Raw genomic sequence first — 13,508 nt, forward strand, 5'->3', positions numbered from 1 at the left:
TGGTGCTGTTCAGATCCGCGGCGAGCAGGCAGAGCAGGCCGGCGACCACGGTGGCCGCGGATGCGATGATCGCCGGTGCCGCGCCGCGCAGCGCGTGGAGCATCGCGACCCGGACGTTCTCGTGGTGGTGCAGTGCCTCCCGATATCGAGCGATGAGCAACAGCGCGTAGTCCGTGCCGACGCCGAACACCAGGATCGTCAGCAGCGCCGAGTTCTGACTGTTGACCACGATGCCGAAGCCCTTGACGAGCAGGTAGACGGTCGCCATAGAGGTCAGCGCGGCCACGCTCACGGCCACCAGCGGGATGAACCACAACACCGGGCTGCGGTAGGTGAGGATCAGCAGCAGTGTGACGACGATGACGGTGGTGAGGAAGACCTGCAGGTCGATGCCCTCGAACACGGCGTCGATGTCGCCGTCGATCGCGGCCGGGCCGGTCACCTCGAGTTCCAGGCCGGCGGGGCGGTCCTTCGCGGCGTCACGCACCGGGCCGACGAGGTCCTCCGGTGCGCCGTAGCTCGTGCTCACGTTGAGGGTGAACATCAACGCCTTGCCGTTCGTGGAACGGGTCGTCGGTGGTCCCTCGTCATCCTCTTCGGCCGGGGCCGCCACCTTCGGCGGATACCGCTTGGAAAGGGTGTTGTAGTGGCGCTCTACCGCCGCGCGGTCGGCGTCGGTCACTCCGCCGGCGCGGTGGTACACGAAGACGAACGTGTTGTCCTCTCCGCCGGGAAGCTTTTCCTCCAGCGCCGCCACCTTGGTGGACTCGGCACCCGCTGGCAGGAGGTCGACGGTTTTGTCGGTGGTGACCGAGCTCAACTTCGCGCTCAGCGGCACCATGACCGCCGCCAGCGCGATCCACAGGCCGATCACCAACCACGGCACCCACCGGCTTGCCAACCGGCCTGCCGGCGCTTCCCCGGACGGCGCTGCGTTGCCTGCCATCACTAGCCTCCTACCTACGGATTCCGTCGCTTATCTGTTGCGGACTTCCTATCGAGCGAACCTGAGACGACCGTTAAAACCGTGGTATCCGGGCATGCGGCGTTCGAGTGAGCCGGCGAGGATCGGCGTAGCCAGGTCGTGGTAGTCGTGCACCTCGGCGATCTCCTTGCCGGGTGCCGCGCGGCCTACTCGCCCTGCGCACCGGACGAGTAGGCCGTCAAAGGAGATCGGGCCGGCGAGGAACAGGGTGTCGAGGGCCGGAGCGTCGAAGCCTTCGCCGATGAACGATGTGGTGCCGATAACGAGCAGGCCGTCGCCGATCTTGGCGTCGCCGAGCCGGTCGCCCGGGACAGGTCACCGCGGCGGTGGCGACGCCGCAGGTCGGCGACCTGACCCTGGATCGGGAACGGCTGAGCAATGCCGGTGCCGACAGCCTGATGCTCGTCGTCTACCACCCCGACGCCGGTTCCAGCGTTGAACCCGGTCGCCGCCCCGGCCGTTCATTGAAGGGTGGCGGATGGGCGGAGTGTCATCGACGGAGCGTTCCGGCTGCTGCGCGCGTTGCCCGACGCCGGCGCGGAGCGGCAGGTGGCCCGCCTGACCATGCTGACCGGCTTGCCCCGACCGACCGTGCACCGGCTGCTCGGCCAGCTCGCGGAGGCGGGTTCGGTCGAGTGGCGCGACGGTCGCTGGGTGCTGGCGGCCGGCCTGATCGAGCTGGCCCAGCGGGTCGAGCCGCTCGCCGGACTGCGCCGCACCGCCTCGACGCTGATCCAGGAGGTACGCGAGCAGACCGGCGCCGCCGTGTCGCTGGTCGTGCCCGGCGGCGATGCGTTCGTGGCCCTTGAGATGCTCCCGGGCCGTGCCGAGCTGCCGATCGCCGCCCACGCGGGCGTTCCGATGCCGGCGAGCACGGCGGCCGGGATCGCCCTGACCGGTGCCCCCGGGCCACGCTGCCGCCCGTTCGGCGCGGCGGTCGACGACCAGGACTCGTTCGAGGGCATGACCTGCTACGCGGTTCGGGTCGAGCTGCCCGGCTTGCAGCGGGCGGCGCTGCAGATCGCCACCTCGTCGGCCCGCCCGGCGGAGCGGTCGGCCGCCCTGGTCCACCGCGCGGCGATCGAGCTCCAACGCCGGCTGAGCAGCATGCTCCCGGCCGATCCGAACAAATAGGACCTGTCCGCTGAGCGGACAGTTTCCGGACCGTCCCCGGATCGCCCTCACCATGGTCGGCGTGACCGAATCGAAGATCGCATTGATCACCGGCGCCGGACGTGGACTGGGCGCTGGTATGGCCCGCCACCTGAGCGAGGCGGGCGTCACGGTGATCGGGACCAGCCGTGACCGTGAGCGGACCGACTTTCTCCCGCTCGACGTACGGCAGACCGATACGTACCCGCAGTTTCTGGCCGCCCTGCGCGCCAGGCTCGACGGCGCGAAACTCGACTACCTGATCCACAACGCCGGTATCGGCGTCTATGCGCCGTTCGACGAGACCACGCCCGAGCAGTTCGACGACCTGGTCGCGACGAATCTCAGGGCGCCGTTCTTCCTGACCCAGAGTCTGCTGCCGGTGCTGAACGACGGTGGGCGGGTGCTCAACGTGACCACCGCGGTCACCCGCGGGGTCGTGCCCGGCATGTCGGCGTACGCGGCGGTGAAGGGCGCCATCGAGGTGCTGACCCGCTACCAGGCCGTGGAACTCGCCTCCCGGTCCATCCGGGTCAACGCGATCATGGGCGGCGCCGTACAGACCGATTTCGCCGGCGGCATCATGCGTTCCGACTACGTCAAGGACCTGGCCGCGCACACCATCGCGCAGGGCCGCATCGCGAACGTCGACGACATCACCGCGGCCGTACCGGCGATCCTCTCCGACGGCTTCCAGTGGGCGACCGGCGGCATCATCGACCTGTCCGGCGGTCAGAGCCTGTGAGCACCGCCCGCAGGTCGCCGATCAGCGGGTTCGGGTCGCCGGCGCGCCCCGGAGGGGGAGGGGAACGGTAGCCAGACCAGGACGGCGCGGGCTGCTCCGGTCGCCGGCCGGCAGCACGGCGATCGCCTGACCCGGCCGCGACGACGGCTCGGCAACAACCGGCATGAAGGCGCTCAGCTACGTCGACGAGTCCGGCCACGCCCGCCCGAACGAGATCACCGGCTTGTGGGCGACCCACGCCGCGGGCCTTCGCGGTGCCGAAAACGCCCGCGAAGTGCTGTCCGATGCCGTTTCCCCGGCCTGGCGCAGGGTGTGGGTCGACTACCGGCTCGACCGGGCCGCCGTCGCCGAACACGACGAGTGGGGCGCGAACCGCACCCTGACCGCATGGCGCACTGTCGGCCCGAAGTGGACAGTGCGGGCGCAATTGCACTCGGTTGAACCGTCCGCGGAATTGACCCTGAAGCGTGCAGCACGGCACGGTCCGTCGCGGGGGTGGTCTCGGCGTCAGTCGGTTGCGGTATCCGGCGGTGGACAGCAGCAGGCCAGGTACGCCTGAAGTGTGGACAGGTGGCCGGCGATAGCGGTGGAGTCCACCCGGTAGCGAACCAGCTTGCCGGCCCGGGTGGACTGCACGAGTCCACCTCGGCGCAGCAGCGCCAGTTGTTCGGAGGCGGTGGACTGGCCGATCCCGCATCGGTCCGCGACCTCGCCGACGGTCAGTTCGACGCCTCCGGCGAACAGCAGCATGATCTGCTGGCGGGTCTCGCTGGCGAGCGCCTTGAGGAAGTCCTGGGTCGGGCTGTCGAGGTGCGGTGGGGTGCTCATCGGTGTCCAGTCTGCTCCACGACTTCATTTCGTCTTTTCCCGATGTAACGATACATTGCCGGGGTGAGTATCAGCGATGTTGTGGTCATCGGGGGAGGACAGGCCGGGCTTGCGACCGTGCGCGTGGCGCTGGACGCGGGCCTGTCGCCTGTGCTGGTGGACGCCGGTTCCGGGCCGGGTGGATCGTGGCCGTCCTACTACGACAGCTTGACGTTGTTCTCCCCGGCCCGGTTCTCCGGGCTGCCGGGGATGCCGTTTCCCGGGGATCCGGACCGGTATCCGCGGCGGGACGAGGTGGTCGCCTACCTGGCCGCATACGCCGCCGGCCTGGACGCGGACCTGCGCTGGGGTGTGCGGGTGGACCGGGTGCGCCGGGAGCGGGACGGGTTCGTGGTGTCGACGGCGTCCGGGGAGGAGGCACGGGCGCGGCTGGTGGTCGCGGCCAGCGGCGGTTTCGGCCGCCCGCACCGCCCGGCCCTGCCAGGGCTGGACTCGTTCGCCGGGACGGTGCTGCACTCGTCGCAGTACCGTTCTCCGGCGCTGTTCGTGGGCCGGCGAGTGGTCGTGGTCGGCGGCGGGAACTCGGCGGTGCAGATCGCGGTCGAGCTGGCCGAGACAGCGAGGGTGAGCATCGTGACGCGGGACCGGTTGCGGTGGCAGCCGCAGCGCATCCTCGGCCGCGACTTCCACTGGTGGCTGAGCCGCACCGGTCTGGACACCTCCCGGCTCGGTCCCCTCCTGGCGAACGGCGGGGTGCCGGTGATCGACGCCGGCCGGTACCGCACGGCGATAGCCGCCGGCCGGCCGGATCACCGGCCGATGTTCCGCCGCCTGGACGGCGACCGGGTCGTCTGGTCCGACGGCTCGCCGGAACGCCTGGACGGGGTGATCCTGGCGACCGGGTTCCGGCCCGATGTGGCCTACCTGCACGGCACCGCGGCCGTGGACGGTGACGGTGTGCCGGTCCATTCCGGTGGGGTGTCCCGCACGGTTGACGGGCTGGGTTTCGTGGGGTTGGAACGCCAGCGCAGCTTCGCCTCCGCGACCTTGCGCGGGGTGGGCCGCGACGCCGCCTTTGTGCTAAGAGCACTCAACGGCGCTCGGGCCGGCCGGCGGACGGTGTCACGGTGACTTCCGTCAGCGGTGCCGGGGTATGGCGTGCCGCCACACTTTGATCGAGGACAGCAGCAGCAGGCCGGCGAGGAGCGGTAGCAGGACCGTGTCGGGGATCGCGCCGAGCAGTAGCCCTCCGGCGATCGTTCCGGTGACGGAGCCCGCGGCAAGGACGGCGACGACGTGGGCATGGTGGCGCAGGACGGTGAAGCTGCCGTCGCGGCTGTAGCGGGCGAACGCGACGAGCATGGTCGGCAACGACACGGCCAGGGACAGGCTGCCGGCGGTTTTGATGTCGGTGCCGAACAGCAGCACGATCGTCGGGATCAACAACTCGCCCCCGGCCACGCCCATGATCGCGGCGACAACCCCGATACCGAAGCCCGCGACGACGCCGATGGCGACGACGGCCGCGGGGGCCGCGCTCAGCTGCCGCGGTGTGGCGGTGTGGTTGGCGATCAGCGCGACGGCGACGAGGACCAGCAACGCGGCGAGGACGCGGTAGAGGGTGCCGGAACGCATCCGGATCGCCCAGGTGGCCCCGGCCCAGGCGCCGATGAGGCTGCCCGCGAGCAGGTTGACCACGACGCTCCAGTGCGGTGTCAGCGCCGACCACGGCACGGCGACCAACCGGACGGGCAGCGCGGTCACGACGACGACGAGGCTGAGGGCCTTGTTGACGATGACGGCCTGCAGGGCAGCGAAGCCGAACAGGGTGATCAGAAGCGGCAACCGGAACTCGGCGCCGCCGAGACCGATCATCCCACCGAGGACACCGACGGCGGCCCCGCCGGCAAAGGCGAGCAGCGGCGACGTGCGCACCGGTCGCGGCCGGGCAGCCGGTGAAACGGTCACGGCCGAACCCTACGACCGCTCGCGGCGCCGCCGCTGCGTCACGGCTCCGCAGACTCGCCCGTCTGCTCGTGGATCGGGCTCGGCGACCCGGCGCGGGCGGTGACGCCGATCGCGGCGACAAGGCTCGCCACGCCGATGCCGATGAGGACGGGCCGGTAGTCGCCGGCGATGCCGAGCAGCGCCGCGGCGGCGGTCGGGGCAAGGGCGCGGGCGATGATGACCGGTGCGGCGATGGTGCCGGCGACGGTGGCGTAGGCGGTGGTGCCGTAGCGGTCGGCGAGGATCGCCGGGGTGGCGAGGCTGGCCGTTCCGAAGCCGATCCCGAACGCGGTCACCCCCACAGCGGCGCCGATCCGGCTGCTCGCAATCGCCGGCAGGCTCAACGCGGCGGCGGCTTGGACGGTGAAGATGACCGCGACGACGGTGGTCAGCCGCACGCGGCGTTGGACGGCGGTGAGCACGAGCCGTCCGGTGACCGACAGCACGCCGAGCAGCCCGGCAACCGTCGCGGCGAAGGTCGCCGGATGCCCCTGCGCGACAAGGAATCCGACGAGGTGCACGGTCATCGCACCGGTCGCGGTGGCGTGCGCGACGAACGCGACGGTGAGCAGCCAGAAGCGGCCGTCGCGCAACGCGGCCCGCACCACCTCCGCCCGTCGACGCGACCCGCCCGGCGCAACGCCGGCCGGTGGCCTGCGGACGACGAGCGCGTGCAGCGGGATCGCGAGCGCGCCGTAGAGGACGCCGAGCACGATCAGCGTGGTGCGCCACCCGTGGCGGTCGACGAGGACTGCGGTCAGCGGCATAAAGATGGTGCTGGCGAAGCCGGCCACCAGGACGACCGCCAGGAGTGCCTTCGGTCTGCGCTGTGGGTCGAACCAGGAGACCACGACGGCGAAGGCCGGTTCGTAGAGCACCATCGCCGAGGTGATGCCGATCCCGATCAGGACGGCATACAACTGGCCGATGGTGTGGACCTGGGACCAGGCCAGCACCAGCAGTGTTGCCGCGACGGAGCCGGTGGTCATGAGGGCGCGGCCGCCGTGGCGGTCCAGCCACCGCCCGACCGGCACCGACATCACAGCGCCGGCGAGGACCGAGGCGGTCAACGCACCCGTCACCGCTGCCGTCGAGGCGTGCAGGGCGTCGGCCATCGGGCGCAGCAGCACCGCGAAGGCGTAGTACAGCACCCCGTAGCCGATGGTCGAGGTGACGGCGAGCGCGGCGACGATCCGCCAGCCGTGGTTGCTGCGGTGGCCGCCGGTGGGGTCGGCGGCCACCGCCACAGGTGAGGTCACCCGCAGCAGGCCCCGCCGCCGCCCTGCCCGCCGCTGCTCGGCGTGGTGACCAGGGTGATCGGCGCGGCCAGCAACCCGCCGGCGATACCGGTCGCCAGTCCTCGCGCGGCCGGCGCGGCGACCGTTTCGGCCGGTGCCGTGCTGCCGCAGCAGCCGCCCGCGGCTTCGTCGACGGTGGTGGCATCGGCGACCGGGTTGCTGTTGCAGACCCCGGTCTCCGGCAGGTCCAGTTGCACATTGCGGGCAGCGTCCCAGTCGCCGGCGAGGGCGGCGACGACGGAGCGGACCTGTTCGTATCCGGTCGCGAGGAGGAACGTCGGTGCGCGGCCGTAGGACTTGACGCCGACGGCGTAGTAGCCCGGCTCGGGTTGGGTGAGTTCGTCGACGCCGTGCGGCGGCACGGTGCCGCAGGAATGTTCGTTCGGGTCGATCAGCGGTGCGAGGGCGCGGGTGGCGCCGAGGATCGGGTCCAGGTCCAGCCGCAGCTCGGAGACGATGTTGTGGTCGGGCCGGAAGCCGGTCGCGGACACGATCCGGTCCGCGGTGATCGTGCGTGCACCGTCGGACACCTGGACCCGGCCGTCCACGATGGACAGTCGCTGGGCGGAGAAGCTGGTGAGCAGTTCGACCCGGCCGGCGGCGACGTGCCGGCGCAGGTTCGCCCCCAGCGCCCCGCGGGCGGGCAGGGCGTCGCCTCCGCCGCCGCCGTAACTGCGGCCGGGGGTCCGCGCCCGGATCGCCCACACCACCGTCGTGCCCGGCTCCTTCTCCGCGAGGTCTGCCAGGGCGAGCAACGTGTTCGCCGCGGAGTGGCCGGAGCCGACGACCAGGGTCCGCTTGCCGGCGAAGCGGTCCCGGTCGGCGCCGAGCACGTCCGGCAGCGCCGACTCCACAAAGGATGCGGCCTCGGTCTCGCCGTGGGCCGGGATCCCGGAGGCACCGAGGACGTTCGGGGTTTCCCAGGTGCCGGAGGCGTCGATGACCGCGCGGGCCAGGACGTCCTCGCCACTGTCCAGCCTGATCTGGAACGGGGCCTGCTCGCGGCCGGCGGTGCGCAGCCGGTCGATGCCGAGGCGGGTGACCGCGACGACCCGGGCACGGTAGCGCACGTGCGGCTTCACCGCCGGCAGGTCGGCCAAGGGCTGAAGGTATTCGGCGGCCAGTTCGGCGCCGGTCGGCAGGGTCTGCGGGTCCGGTTCGACCCAGCCGTTTTCGGCGAGGAGCCCTCGTGCGGTGGCGTCGATGTTGAACCGCCACGGCGAGAACAGCCGCACGTGCCCCCACTGCCGCACCGCGGCCGCCGGGCGGTCGCCGGCTTCCAGGACGACGAACGGAATGTGGCGGGCGGACAGGTGCGCGGCGGCGGCGAGGCCGACCGGTCCGGCGCCGATCACGGCTACGGGCAGTTCCTCGATCGGGGTGCTCATCGGTTGTCTCCCAAGGTGTTGTCGTGTGCGGCGAGCCACACGGTGGCGATGACGAGGCGGGCGATCGCGGTCAACGTGCCGGGTTCGACGCGATCGGGGGTGTCGGCGGGGCTGTGGTAGCCGGCCATCCCGGCACCGATGCCGACGGTGGGCAGTCCGGCGGCGGCGTAACGGCGGTTGTCCGAGGCGACCGGCCCCGCCGCGAGGGGGACGCCGGTATGCCGGCCGGCCTGGTCGAGGACGGCGAGCAGGGCGTGTGCCGGCCCGCCGGCTTCTACGGCGGCGGCCTGGTGCAGGTGTCCCGCCCCGTCGACGTTGATCACCATCGGCCGGGTGCCGGAACGAGCGAGGCGGGTGGTGTGGTGGGCGGAGCCGAGCGCGCCGACCTCCTCGGCGTCGAGCAGCGCCACGCACAGGCCGACGCCGTCGGGCAGGGTCGGGGCGAGCAGGCGGGCGGCCTCGCAGACGACGGCGACACCGGAGGCGTTGTCCGCCGCGGCGGGTTGGCGCAGACCGGGCAGGTCACCGACACCGTCGACGTGTGCAGTCAGCAGAATCTCGCCACGGCCACCGGTACGGAACCGGGCGTACAGGTTCGCGGCGGGCACGTCCGGGCGGCGGATCGGCGCGTTCGCGCTCAACTCGCCGACACCGGTCGACGCGAGTGCCAGCAGTTCAGTGTGGGTGTCGGGGTCCAGGCACAGGATCGGCAGCGGGCCGGGGTCCGGGCCGGCGAGCATCGTGTACTGCCAGCCGTGCGCGTCGACCGGACGGGCGAGCAGCAACCCGGCCGCGTGCTCGGCGTGGCCGTAGGCGTCGAACAGACTTATCCCGTCCGGCATCACCAGCCACACACCGGCCGGATCACCGGCACCGGCCACGCCGAGACGGCCCCGGCGGGAAAGCGGTACGTCGGCCGACGCCGGATGCAGGCCGACCTGCCGGCCGAATGCCGGGTGCCGCTGCGCGGCGCCGTCGTGCACGGTCACCACCGGGGCTGCGTAGACCTCCGGCACCGACCGCACCGGGAACGGATCCACCACAACCTCGGCGCCGAGACCGGCCAGATACTCGCCCAGCCACGCACGAGCCGCCGCACCCCCTGTGCTGCCGACCCGGCGACCGGCGAACGCGTCCCCCGCGAGCGTCGCCACCATCGAGGCCATCCGCTCACCTGACACCTCGTCGAGGAGCCGGTCGAGACCGCCGACCGCGACCGCCGGCAGGTCGGCGGTGTTCATCCGCAGCAGCCCGTCCCGGACGCGACCGCCTCCGCCTTCGCCGCGGTGCCGCAGCACGCCCCGGCCTGCTCCGCCTCGGCCGCCGTGCCGCAACACGGCCCCGCCGACACCGTTTCCGGAAGGGTGATCGTCGCGCGGGGCGGGTTGCCGCAACAGCCGCTCGTGCCGGCGACGTTCAACGCGGCGGCGGGGTCACCGGCGAAACCGCCGGTCGTCGTGGTGTCGCTCATCAAAGTTCTCCGTTCTCGTTAAGGCGCGGTCAGCGCAGCCCGAACAGGGCCTGAGCCTCGGCGCGGGTTCGGTCGTACCGGCGACGGGCCCGCTCCTCGGCCGTGGTCACCTCGGCGCAGCCGTCGCAGAACTGCACACCCGTCTCGACCGCCGCACGGCGGAACAACTTGCGCATCACAACCTCCGGATACCGGCGACGCCTTGTCTTGACGTCCGTCGAATCAAAGGGTTGCACGCTGATTCGAGAAGTGTCAACCTAGACGCATGTCGAATCAGCCGTCGGGGTTGCTCACCCTCACCGACATCGGCGCCGCCGACGCCCCGTGCTGCCCGCCGATCGCCGCGCAGCGCATCCCCGCCGAGACCGCCGCCGTGCTCGCGCCCGCGTTCAAGGCGCTCGGTGACCCGATCCGCCTGCAGCTCATGTCGATGATCGCCTCGGCGCCGGACGGTGAGATCTGCGTCTGCGACCTCACGCCGGCGTTCGACCTGTCTGGGCCGACGATCTCGCACCACCTGAAGACCTTGCGCGAGGCCGGCCTGGTCGACTCCGACCGGCGCGGCACCTGGGTCTACTACCGGCCCCGGCCCGGCGTTCTGCGTCAGCTCGCCGGCCTGCTGTCCGTCGAGGCGCCGTCCTCCGTGTAACGCCGGCCCGCCAGGTGGCCGGCAGGTGAACAGTTCGCCGAACCCTTGCCCGCCCGGAATCACTCAGCGAGTATTGAGTCAATGGGAACTGAGCGGGATTCGTTGACGGTGCGGGCGCGGGTGCATGCCGCGCTGGGCGAGCCGGCGCGGCTGGCGATCGTCGACGCGCTGTGCCTCGGCGACGCGTCACCGGGCGAGATCGCCCAAGATCTGGCCCTGCCGACCAACCTCGTCGCGCACCACGTCAAGGTTCTGGCCGAGGCCGGTCTCCTGGAGCGGACCCGTTCCGAAGGCGACCGGCGTCGCACCTACCTGCGACTGCGGCCCGAGACCCTGGAACTGCTGCGGCCGCCGCGGCTGCCCTCCGCCGAGCGGGTCGTGTTCGTCTGCACGCACAACTCCGCCCGCTCGCAGCTGGCGGCGGCGCTGTGGCAGCAACGCACCCGCCGGCCGGCCGCCTCCGCCGGCACGGCGCCGGCACCACGGGTGCACCCGAAAGCCGTCGCCGCCGCCCGCCGGCACGGCCTGTCCCTGGACCCGGCCGGCACCGCCCACGTCGCCGACGTCGTCCACGACGGCGACCTGCTCATCGCCGTGTGCGACAACGCCCACGAAGACCTCACCACCGGCGTTCCGCGGCCGCGGCTGCACTGGTCGGTCCCTGACCCGGTCCGGGTCGGTACCGACGCGGCGTTCGACGCCGCCTACACCGACCTCGCCGCACGCATCGACCGTATCGCCCCCACCGTTACGGGAGACCCGACATGAGCGACCTCAACGCCCCGACGACCTGGCACCGGGACCTGTCCATCGATCAGCAGCTCGCGCTGAAGACCGCCCTCGGGTTCTTCACCCACCTCGCCGGCGACGCCGCGGTCGCGTGGTCCGGCGGGTCCGAACCCGGCGTCGAGGTCAACCCCTCCGCCGTGGCGGCGATGGCCGAGCGCGGCATCGACATCTCCGGCGAATACCCGAAGCCGTGGACCGACGAGATCGTCCGCGCCGCAGACGTGGTCATCACCATGGGCTGCGGCGACGCCTGCCCGATCTTCCCCGGCACCCGCTACGAGAACTGGGACCTCGACGACCCCGACGGTCTCGACACCGAGCACGTGCGCCCGATCCGCGACGACCTCGAACCCCGCGTCCACCACCTCCTCGACGAACTCCACGTCCCCGTCCGCTAAGGCCCACCCCACGCCCGCACCCGCCGACACCCTGGAGCCCCGTACCCATGAATCCCGTCGCGACCTGGCGGCGCCTGCTCGCCGAACTCCTCGGCACCGCGCTGCTGGTCACCGCCGTCGTCGGCTCCGGCATCATGGCCGCCACCCTCTCGCCGGACGACGTCGGGCTGCAGCTGCTGCAGAACTCGATCGCGACCGCGTTCGCGCTCGGCGCACTCATCCTCACCTTCGGCCCCGTCTCCGGCGCACACTTCAACCCCGTCGTCTCCGCCGCCGACTGGTTCCTCGGCCGCCGCACCGGCACCGGACTCAGCCTGCGCGACCTCGCCGGCTACACCGTCGCGCAGACGATCGGGGCGATCGCCGGGTCGGTCCTGGCCAACCTGATGTTCGATCTCGCCGCCGTCGACATCTCCGCCAAGACCCGCACCGGCACACACCTGTGGCTCGGCGAGGTCGTCGCCACGACCGGGTTACTGCTGCTGATTTTCGCCCTGGCCCGCTCCGGCCGCGCCGCCGTGGCACCGGCGGCGGTCGGCGCCTACATCGGCGCCGCGTACTGGTTCACCTCCTCCACCAGCTTCGCCAACCCCGCCGTCAGCATCGGCCGCGCGTTCACCGACACGTTCGCCGGCATCTCACCCGGCTCGCTGCCCGGCTTCATCGCCGCCCAACTCATCGGCCTTGCCCTCGGCGTCGGCCTTCTCCTGGCCCTGTATCCCGACGTGGCCGCGGCCGCCGAGAAGGTCGTCATCCCCGCCGAACGGGCCGCTCGCCGACAGCGGGCGGCAAGCCGCCGATGATCCCTCGCTCGGGCGTGACCCGGCCGTCCTCGACCGGTTCGCCGGAGTCATCAACCATCCGATCCGCGGCCGCGACGAAGCGGCACGCTACCGACACGTCGACCGCGACAACCTCGACCGCATCCGAATCTTCGACCCGACCAGGGAGCACCACACCATGAGCAAACCCAGCGTCCTGTTCGTCTGCGTCCACAACGCCGGCCGGTCCCAGATGGCCGCCGGCTGGCTGCGCCACCTCGCCGGTGACGCCGTCGAGGTGCGCTCCGCCGGCTCCGCGCCGGCCGATCAGATCAACCCCGCCGCGGTCGAAGCCATGGCCGAGGTGGGGATCGACATCACCGACCAGCGGCCGAAGATCCTCGAACCGAGCACCGTGCAGAACTCCGACGTCATCGTCACCATGGGCTGCGGCGACGCGTGCCCCTACTACCCGGGCAAGCGTTACGAGGACTGGAAACTCGACGACCCGGCCGGCAAAGGCGTCGAAGCGGTCCGCCCGATCCGCGACGAGATCAAGAACCGCATCGAAAAGCTCCTCGCCGACCTGCTCCCGGCCCGATGACCACCGACGCCGTCCGCGATCTGATCATCCTGGGGTCCGGCCCCGCCGGCTACACCGCAGCGCTGTACGCCGCCCGGGCCAACCTCACGCCGCTGGTGATCGCCGGCGTCGAGTCCGGTGGCGCACTCATGAGCACCACCGAGGTCGAGAACTACTCCGGCTTCCCGGACGGCGTTCTCGGCCCCGAACTGATGGAGAAGATGCGGGCGCAGGCCGAAAGGTTCGGCGCCGAAATCGTTCACGACGACGCCACCCGGGTCGACCTCACCGGCGACATCAAGCGCGTGTCGGTCGGCGACGAGGAGTACAAGGCGCGTGCCGTCATCCTCGCGACCGGTTCTGCCTGGCGGCCGATCGGTGTACCGGGAGAGAGCGAACTGATGGGCCACGGCATCTCGCCGTGTGCGACCTGTGACGGGTTCTTCTTCCGCGA

General features: G+C 71.6%; 18 protein-coding genes. 10 read left to right on the forward strand and 8 right to left on the reverse strand.

From position 1 onward, the window contains the following. Window positions 1-946, reverse strand: a 946-nt coding sequence (locus Val02_RS46405; RefSeq protein WP_203905789.1) for an MMPL family transporter, incomplete at its 3' end; no start/stop codon positions are given. 510 nt (window positions 947-1,456) lie between these two features. Between Val02_RS46405 and Val02_RS46410 the strand changes: the two genes are divergently transcribed. The 3 genes from Val02_RS46410 to Val02_RS46420 all read left to right on the forward strand — a co-directional run bounded on the left by Val02_RS46410 (window position 1,457) and on the right by Val02_RS46420 (window position 3,441). Next, window positions 1,457-2,119, forward strand: coding sequence for a helix-turn-helix domain-containing protein (locus Val02_RS46410; RefSeq protein ID WP_203905790.1), 663 nt, complete (start codon window positions 1,457-1,459; stop codon window positions 2,117-2,119). Window positions 2,120-2,180: 61 nt separating this feature from the next. After that, complete coding sequence (locus tag Val02_RS46415) at window positions 2,181-2,882, forward strand: SDR family NAD(P)-dependent oxidoreductase (protein ID WP_203905791.1); 702 nt, start codon at window positions 2,181-2,183, stop codon at window positions 2,880-2,882. 163 nt (window positions 2,883-3,045) lie between these two features. After that, entirely contained in the window at window positions 3,046-3,441 is a 396-nt protein-coding gene (locus Val02_RS46420; protein ID WP_203905792.1) for a hypothetical protein, read from the forward strand. Here the strand turns inward: Val02_RS46420 and Val02_RS46425 are convergent. After that, window positions 3,390-3,710, reverse strand: a complete 321-nt coding sequence (locus tag Val02_RS46425; protein WP_203905793.1) for an ArsR/SmtB family transcription factor — start codon at window positions 3,708-3,710, stop codon at window positions 3,390-3,392. The two genes, Val02_RS46420 and Val02_RS46425, sit on opposite strands and share 52 nt — an antisense overlap. Window positions 3,711-3,773: 63 nt before the next feature. Here Val02_RS46425 and Val02_RS46430 point away from each other — a divergent pair, with 63 nt between their 5' ends. Then, window positions 3,774-4,841, forward strand: coding sequence for a flavin-containing monooxygenase (locus tag Val02_RS46430; protein ID WP_203905794.1), 1,068 nt, complete (start codon window positions 3,774-3,776; stop codon window positions 4,839-4,841). Between the two features lie 6 nt (window positions 4,842-4,847). Here Val02_RS46430 and Val02_RS46435 read toward each other — a convergent pair whose 3' ends face one another. The 6 genes from Val02_RS46435 to Val02_RS46460 are packed head-to-tail and all read right to left on the reverse strand — an operon-like array spanning window position 4,848 to window position 10,050. After that, entirely contained in the window at window positions 4,848-5,678 is an 831-nt protein-coding gene (locus Val02_RS46435) for a sulfite exporter TauE/SafE family protein (RefSeq protein WP_203905795.1), read from the reverse strand. Window positions 5,679-5,716: 38 nt separating this feature from the next. Further along, entirely contained in the window at window positions 5,717-6,976 is a 1,260-nt protein-coding gene (locus tag Val02_RS46440) for an MFS transporter (RefSeq protein WP_203905796.1), read from the reverse strand. Next, complete coding sequence (locus Val02_RS46445) at window positions 6,973-8,403, reverse strand: NAD(P)-binding domain-containing protein (protein ID WP_203905797.1); 1,431 nt, start codon at window positions 8,401-8,403, stop codon at window positions 6,973-6,975. Before Val02_RS46445 ends, Val02_RS46440 begins: the two co-directional genes overlap by 4 nt. Beyond that, complete coding sequence (locus Val02_RS46450) at window positions 8,400-9,644, reverse strand: M28 family metallopeptidase (protein WP_203905798.1); 1,245 nt, start codon at window positions 9,642-9,644, stop codon at window positions 8,400-8,402. The genes Val02_RS46445 and Val02_RS46450 overlap by 4 nt, the downstream gene beginning before the upstream one ends. Continuing rightward, window positions 9,641-9,874, reverse strand: a complete 234-nt coding sequence (locus Val02_RS46455; RefSeq protein ID WP_203905799.1) for a hypothetical protein — start codon at window positions 9,872-9,874, stop codon at window positions 9,641-9,643. Before Val02_RS46455 ends, Val02_RS46450 begins: the two co-directional genes overlap by 4 nt. Before the next feature lie 29 nt (window positions 9,875-9,903). Then, window positions 9,904-10,050 carry a hypothetical protein gene (locus Val02_RS46460; RefSeq protein ID WP_203905800.1) on the reverse strand — a complete coding sequence of 49 codons (147 nt, stop codon included), beginning with the start codon at window positions 10,048-10,050 and terminating at the stop codon, window positions 9,904-9,906. 89 nt (window positions 10,051-10,139) lie between these two features. On the opposite strand from Val02_RS46460, the gene Val02_RS46465 reads away from it, so the two are divergent. From Val02_RS46465 to Val02_RS46490, 6 genes are all read left to right on the forward strand, one after another. Beyond that, on the forward strand, window positions 10,140-10,523 hold the full coding sequence (locus Val02_RS46465) for an ArsR/SmtB family transcription factor (RefSeq protein ID WP_203905801.1): 384 nt from the start codon (window positions 10,140-10,142) through the stop codon (window positions 10,521-10,523). Between the two features lie 81 nt (window positions 10,524-10,604). Beyond that, window positions 10,605-11,291 carry an arsenate reductase/protein-tyrosine-phosphatase family protein gene (locus Val02_RS46470; protein ID WP_203905802.1) on the forward strand — a complete coding sequence of 229 codons (687 nt, stop codon included), beginning with the start codon at window positions 10,605-10,607 and terminating at the stop codon, window positions 11,289-11,291. Continuing rightward, window positions 11,288-11,710 (forward strand): arsenate reductase/protein-tyrosine-phosphatase family protein, encoded by a 423-nt coding sequence (locus Val02_RS46475; RefSeq protein ID WP_203905803.1) that lies wholly within the window; start codon window positions 11,288-11,290, stop codon window positions 11,708-11,710. Before Val02_RS46470 ends, Val02_RS46475 begins: the two co-directional genes overlap by 4 nt. A gap of 47 nt (window positions 11,711-11,757) precedes the next feature. After that, complete coding sequence (locus tag Val02_RS46480) at window positions 11,758-12,513, forward strand: aquaporin (RefSeq protein ID WP_203905804.1); 756 nt, start codon at window positions 11,758-11,760, stop codon at window positions 12,511-12,513. 157 nt (window positions 12,514-12,670) lie between these two features. Beyond that, window positions 12,671-13,075, forward strand: coding sequence for an arsenate reductase ArsC (locus Val02_RS46485; RefSeq protein WP_203905805.1), 405 nt, complete (start codon window positions 12,671-12,673; stop codon window positions 13,073-13,075). Next, a partial coding sequence (locus Val02_RS46490) for an NAD(P)/FAD-dependent oxidoreductase (protein WP_203905806.1) occupies window positions 13,072-13,508 on the forward strand: 437 nt, incomplete at its 3' end. The genes Val02_RS46485 and Val02_RS46490, both read left to right, overlap by 4 nt.

Source organism: Virgisporangium aliadipatigenens, assembly GCF_016863615.1.
Taxonomy (GTDB): Bacteria; Actinomycetota; Actinomycetes; order Mycobacteriales; family Micromonosporaceae; genus Virgisporangium; species Virgisporangium aliadipatigenens.

Bases quoted from the DNA above. Each gene is read 5' to 3' on its own strand.
- Val02_RS46480 (WP_203905804.1), top strand. From the start codon at position 11,758: ATGAATCCCGTCGCGACCTGGCGGCGCCTGCTCGCCGAACTCCTCGGC.
- Val02_RS46485 (WP_203905805.1), top strand. From the start codon at position 12,671: ATGAGCAAACCCAGCGTCCTGTTCGTCTGCGTCCACAACGCCGGCCGG.
- Val02_RS46450 (WP_203905798.1), bottom strand. From the start codon at position 9,644: ATGAACACCGCCGACCTGCCGGCGGTCGCGGTCGGCGGTCTCGACCGG.
- Val02_RS46465 (WP_203905801.1), top strand. From the start codon at position 10,140: ATGTCGAATCAGCCGTCGGGGTTGCTCACCCTCACCGACATCGGCGCC.
- Val02_RS46445 (WP_203905797.1), bottom strand. From the start codon at position 8,403: ATGAGCACCCCGATCGAGGAACTGCCCGTAGCCGTGATCGGCGCCGGA.
- Val02_RS46420 (WP_203905792.1), top strand. From the start codon at position 3,046: ATGAAGGCGCTCAGCTACGTCGACGAGTCCGGCCACGCCCGCCCGAAC.
- Val02_RS46455 (WP_203905799.1), bottom strand. From the start codon at position 9,874: ATGAGCGACACCACGACGACCGGCGGTTTCGCCGGTGACCCCGCCGCC.
- Val02_RS46425 (WP_203905793.1), bottom strand. From the start codon at position 3,710: ATGAGCACCCCACCGCACCTCGACAGCCCGACCCAGGACTTCCTCAAG.
- Val02_RS46470 (WP_203905802.1), top strand. From the start codon at position 10,605: ATGGGAACTGAGCGGGATTCGTTGACGGTGCGGGCGCGGGTGCATGCC.
- Val02_RS46460 (WP_203905800.1), bottom strand. From the start codon at position 10,050: ATGCGCAAGTTGTTCCGCCGTGCGGCGGTCGAGACGGGTGTGCAGTTC.
- Val02_RS46475 (WP_203905803.1), top strand. From the start codon at position 11,288: ATGAGCGACCTCAACGCCCCGACGACCTGGCACCGGGACCTGTCCATC.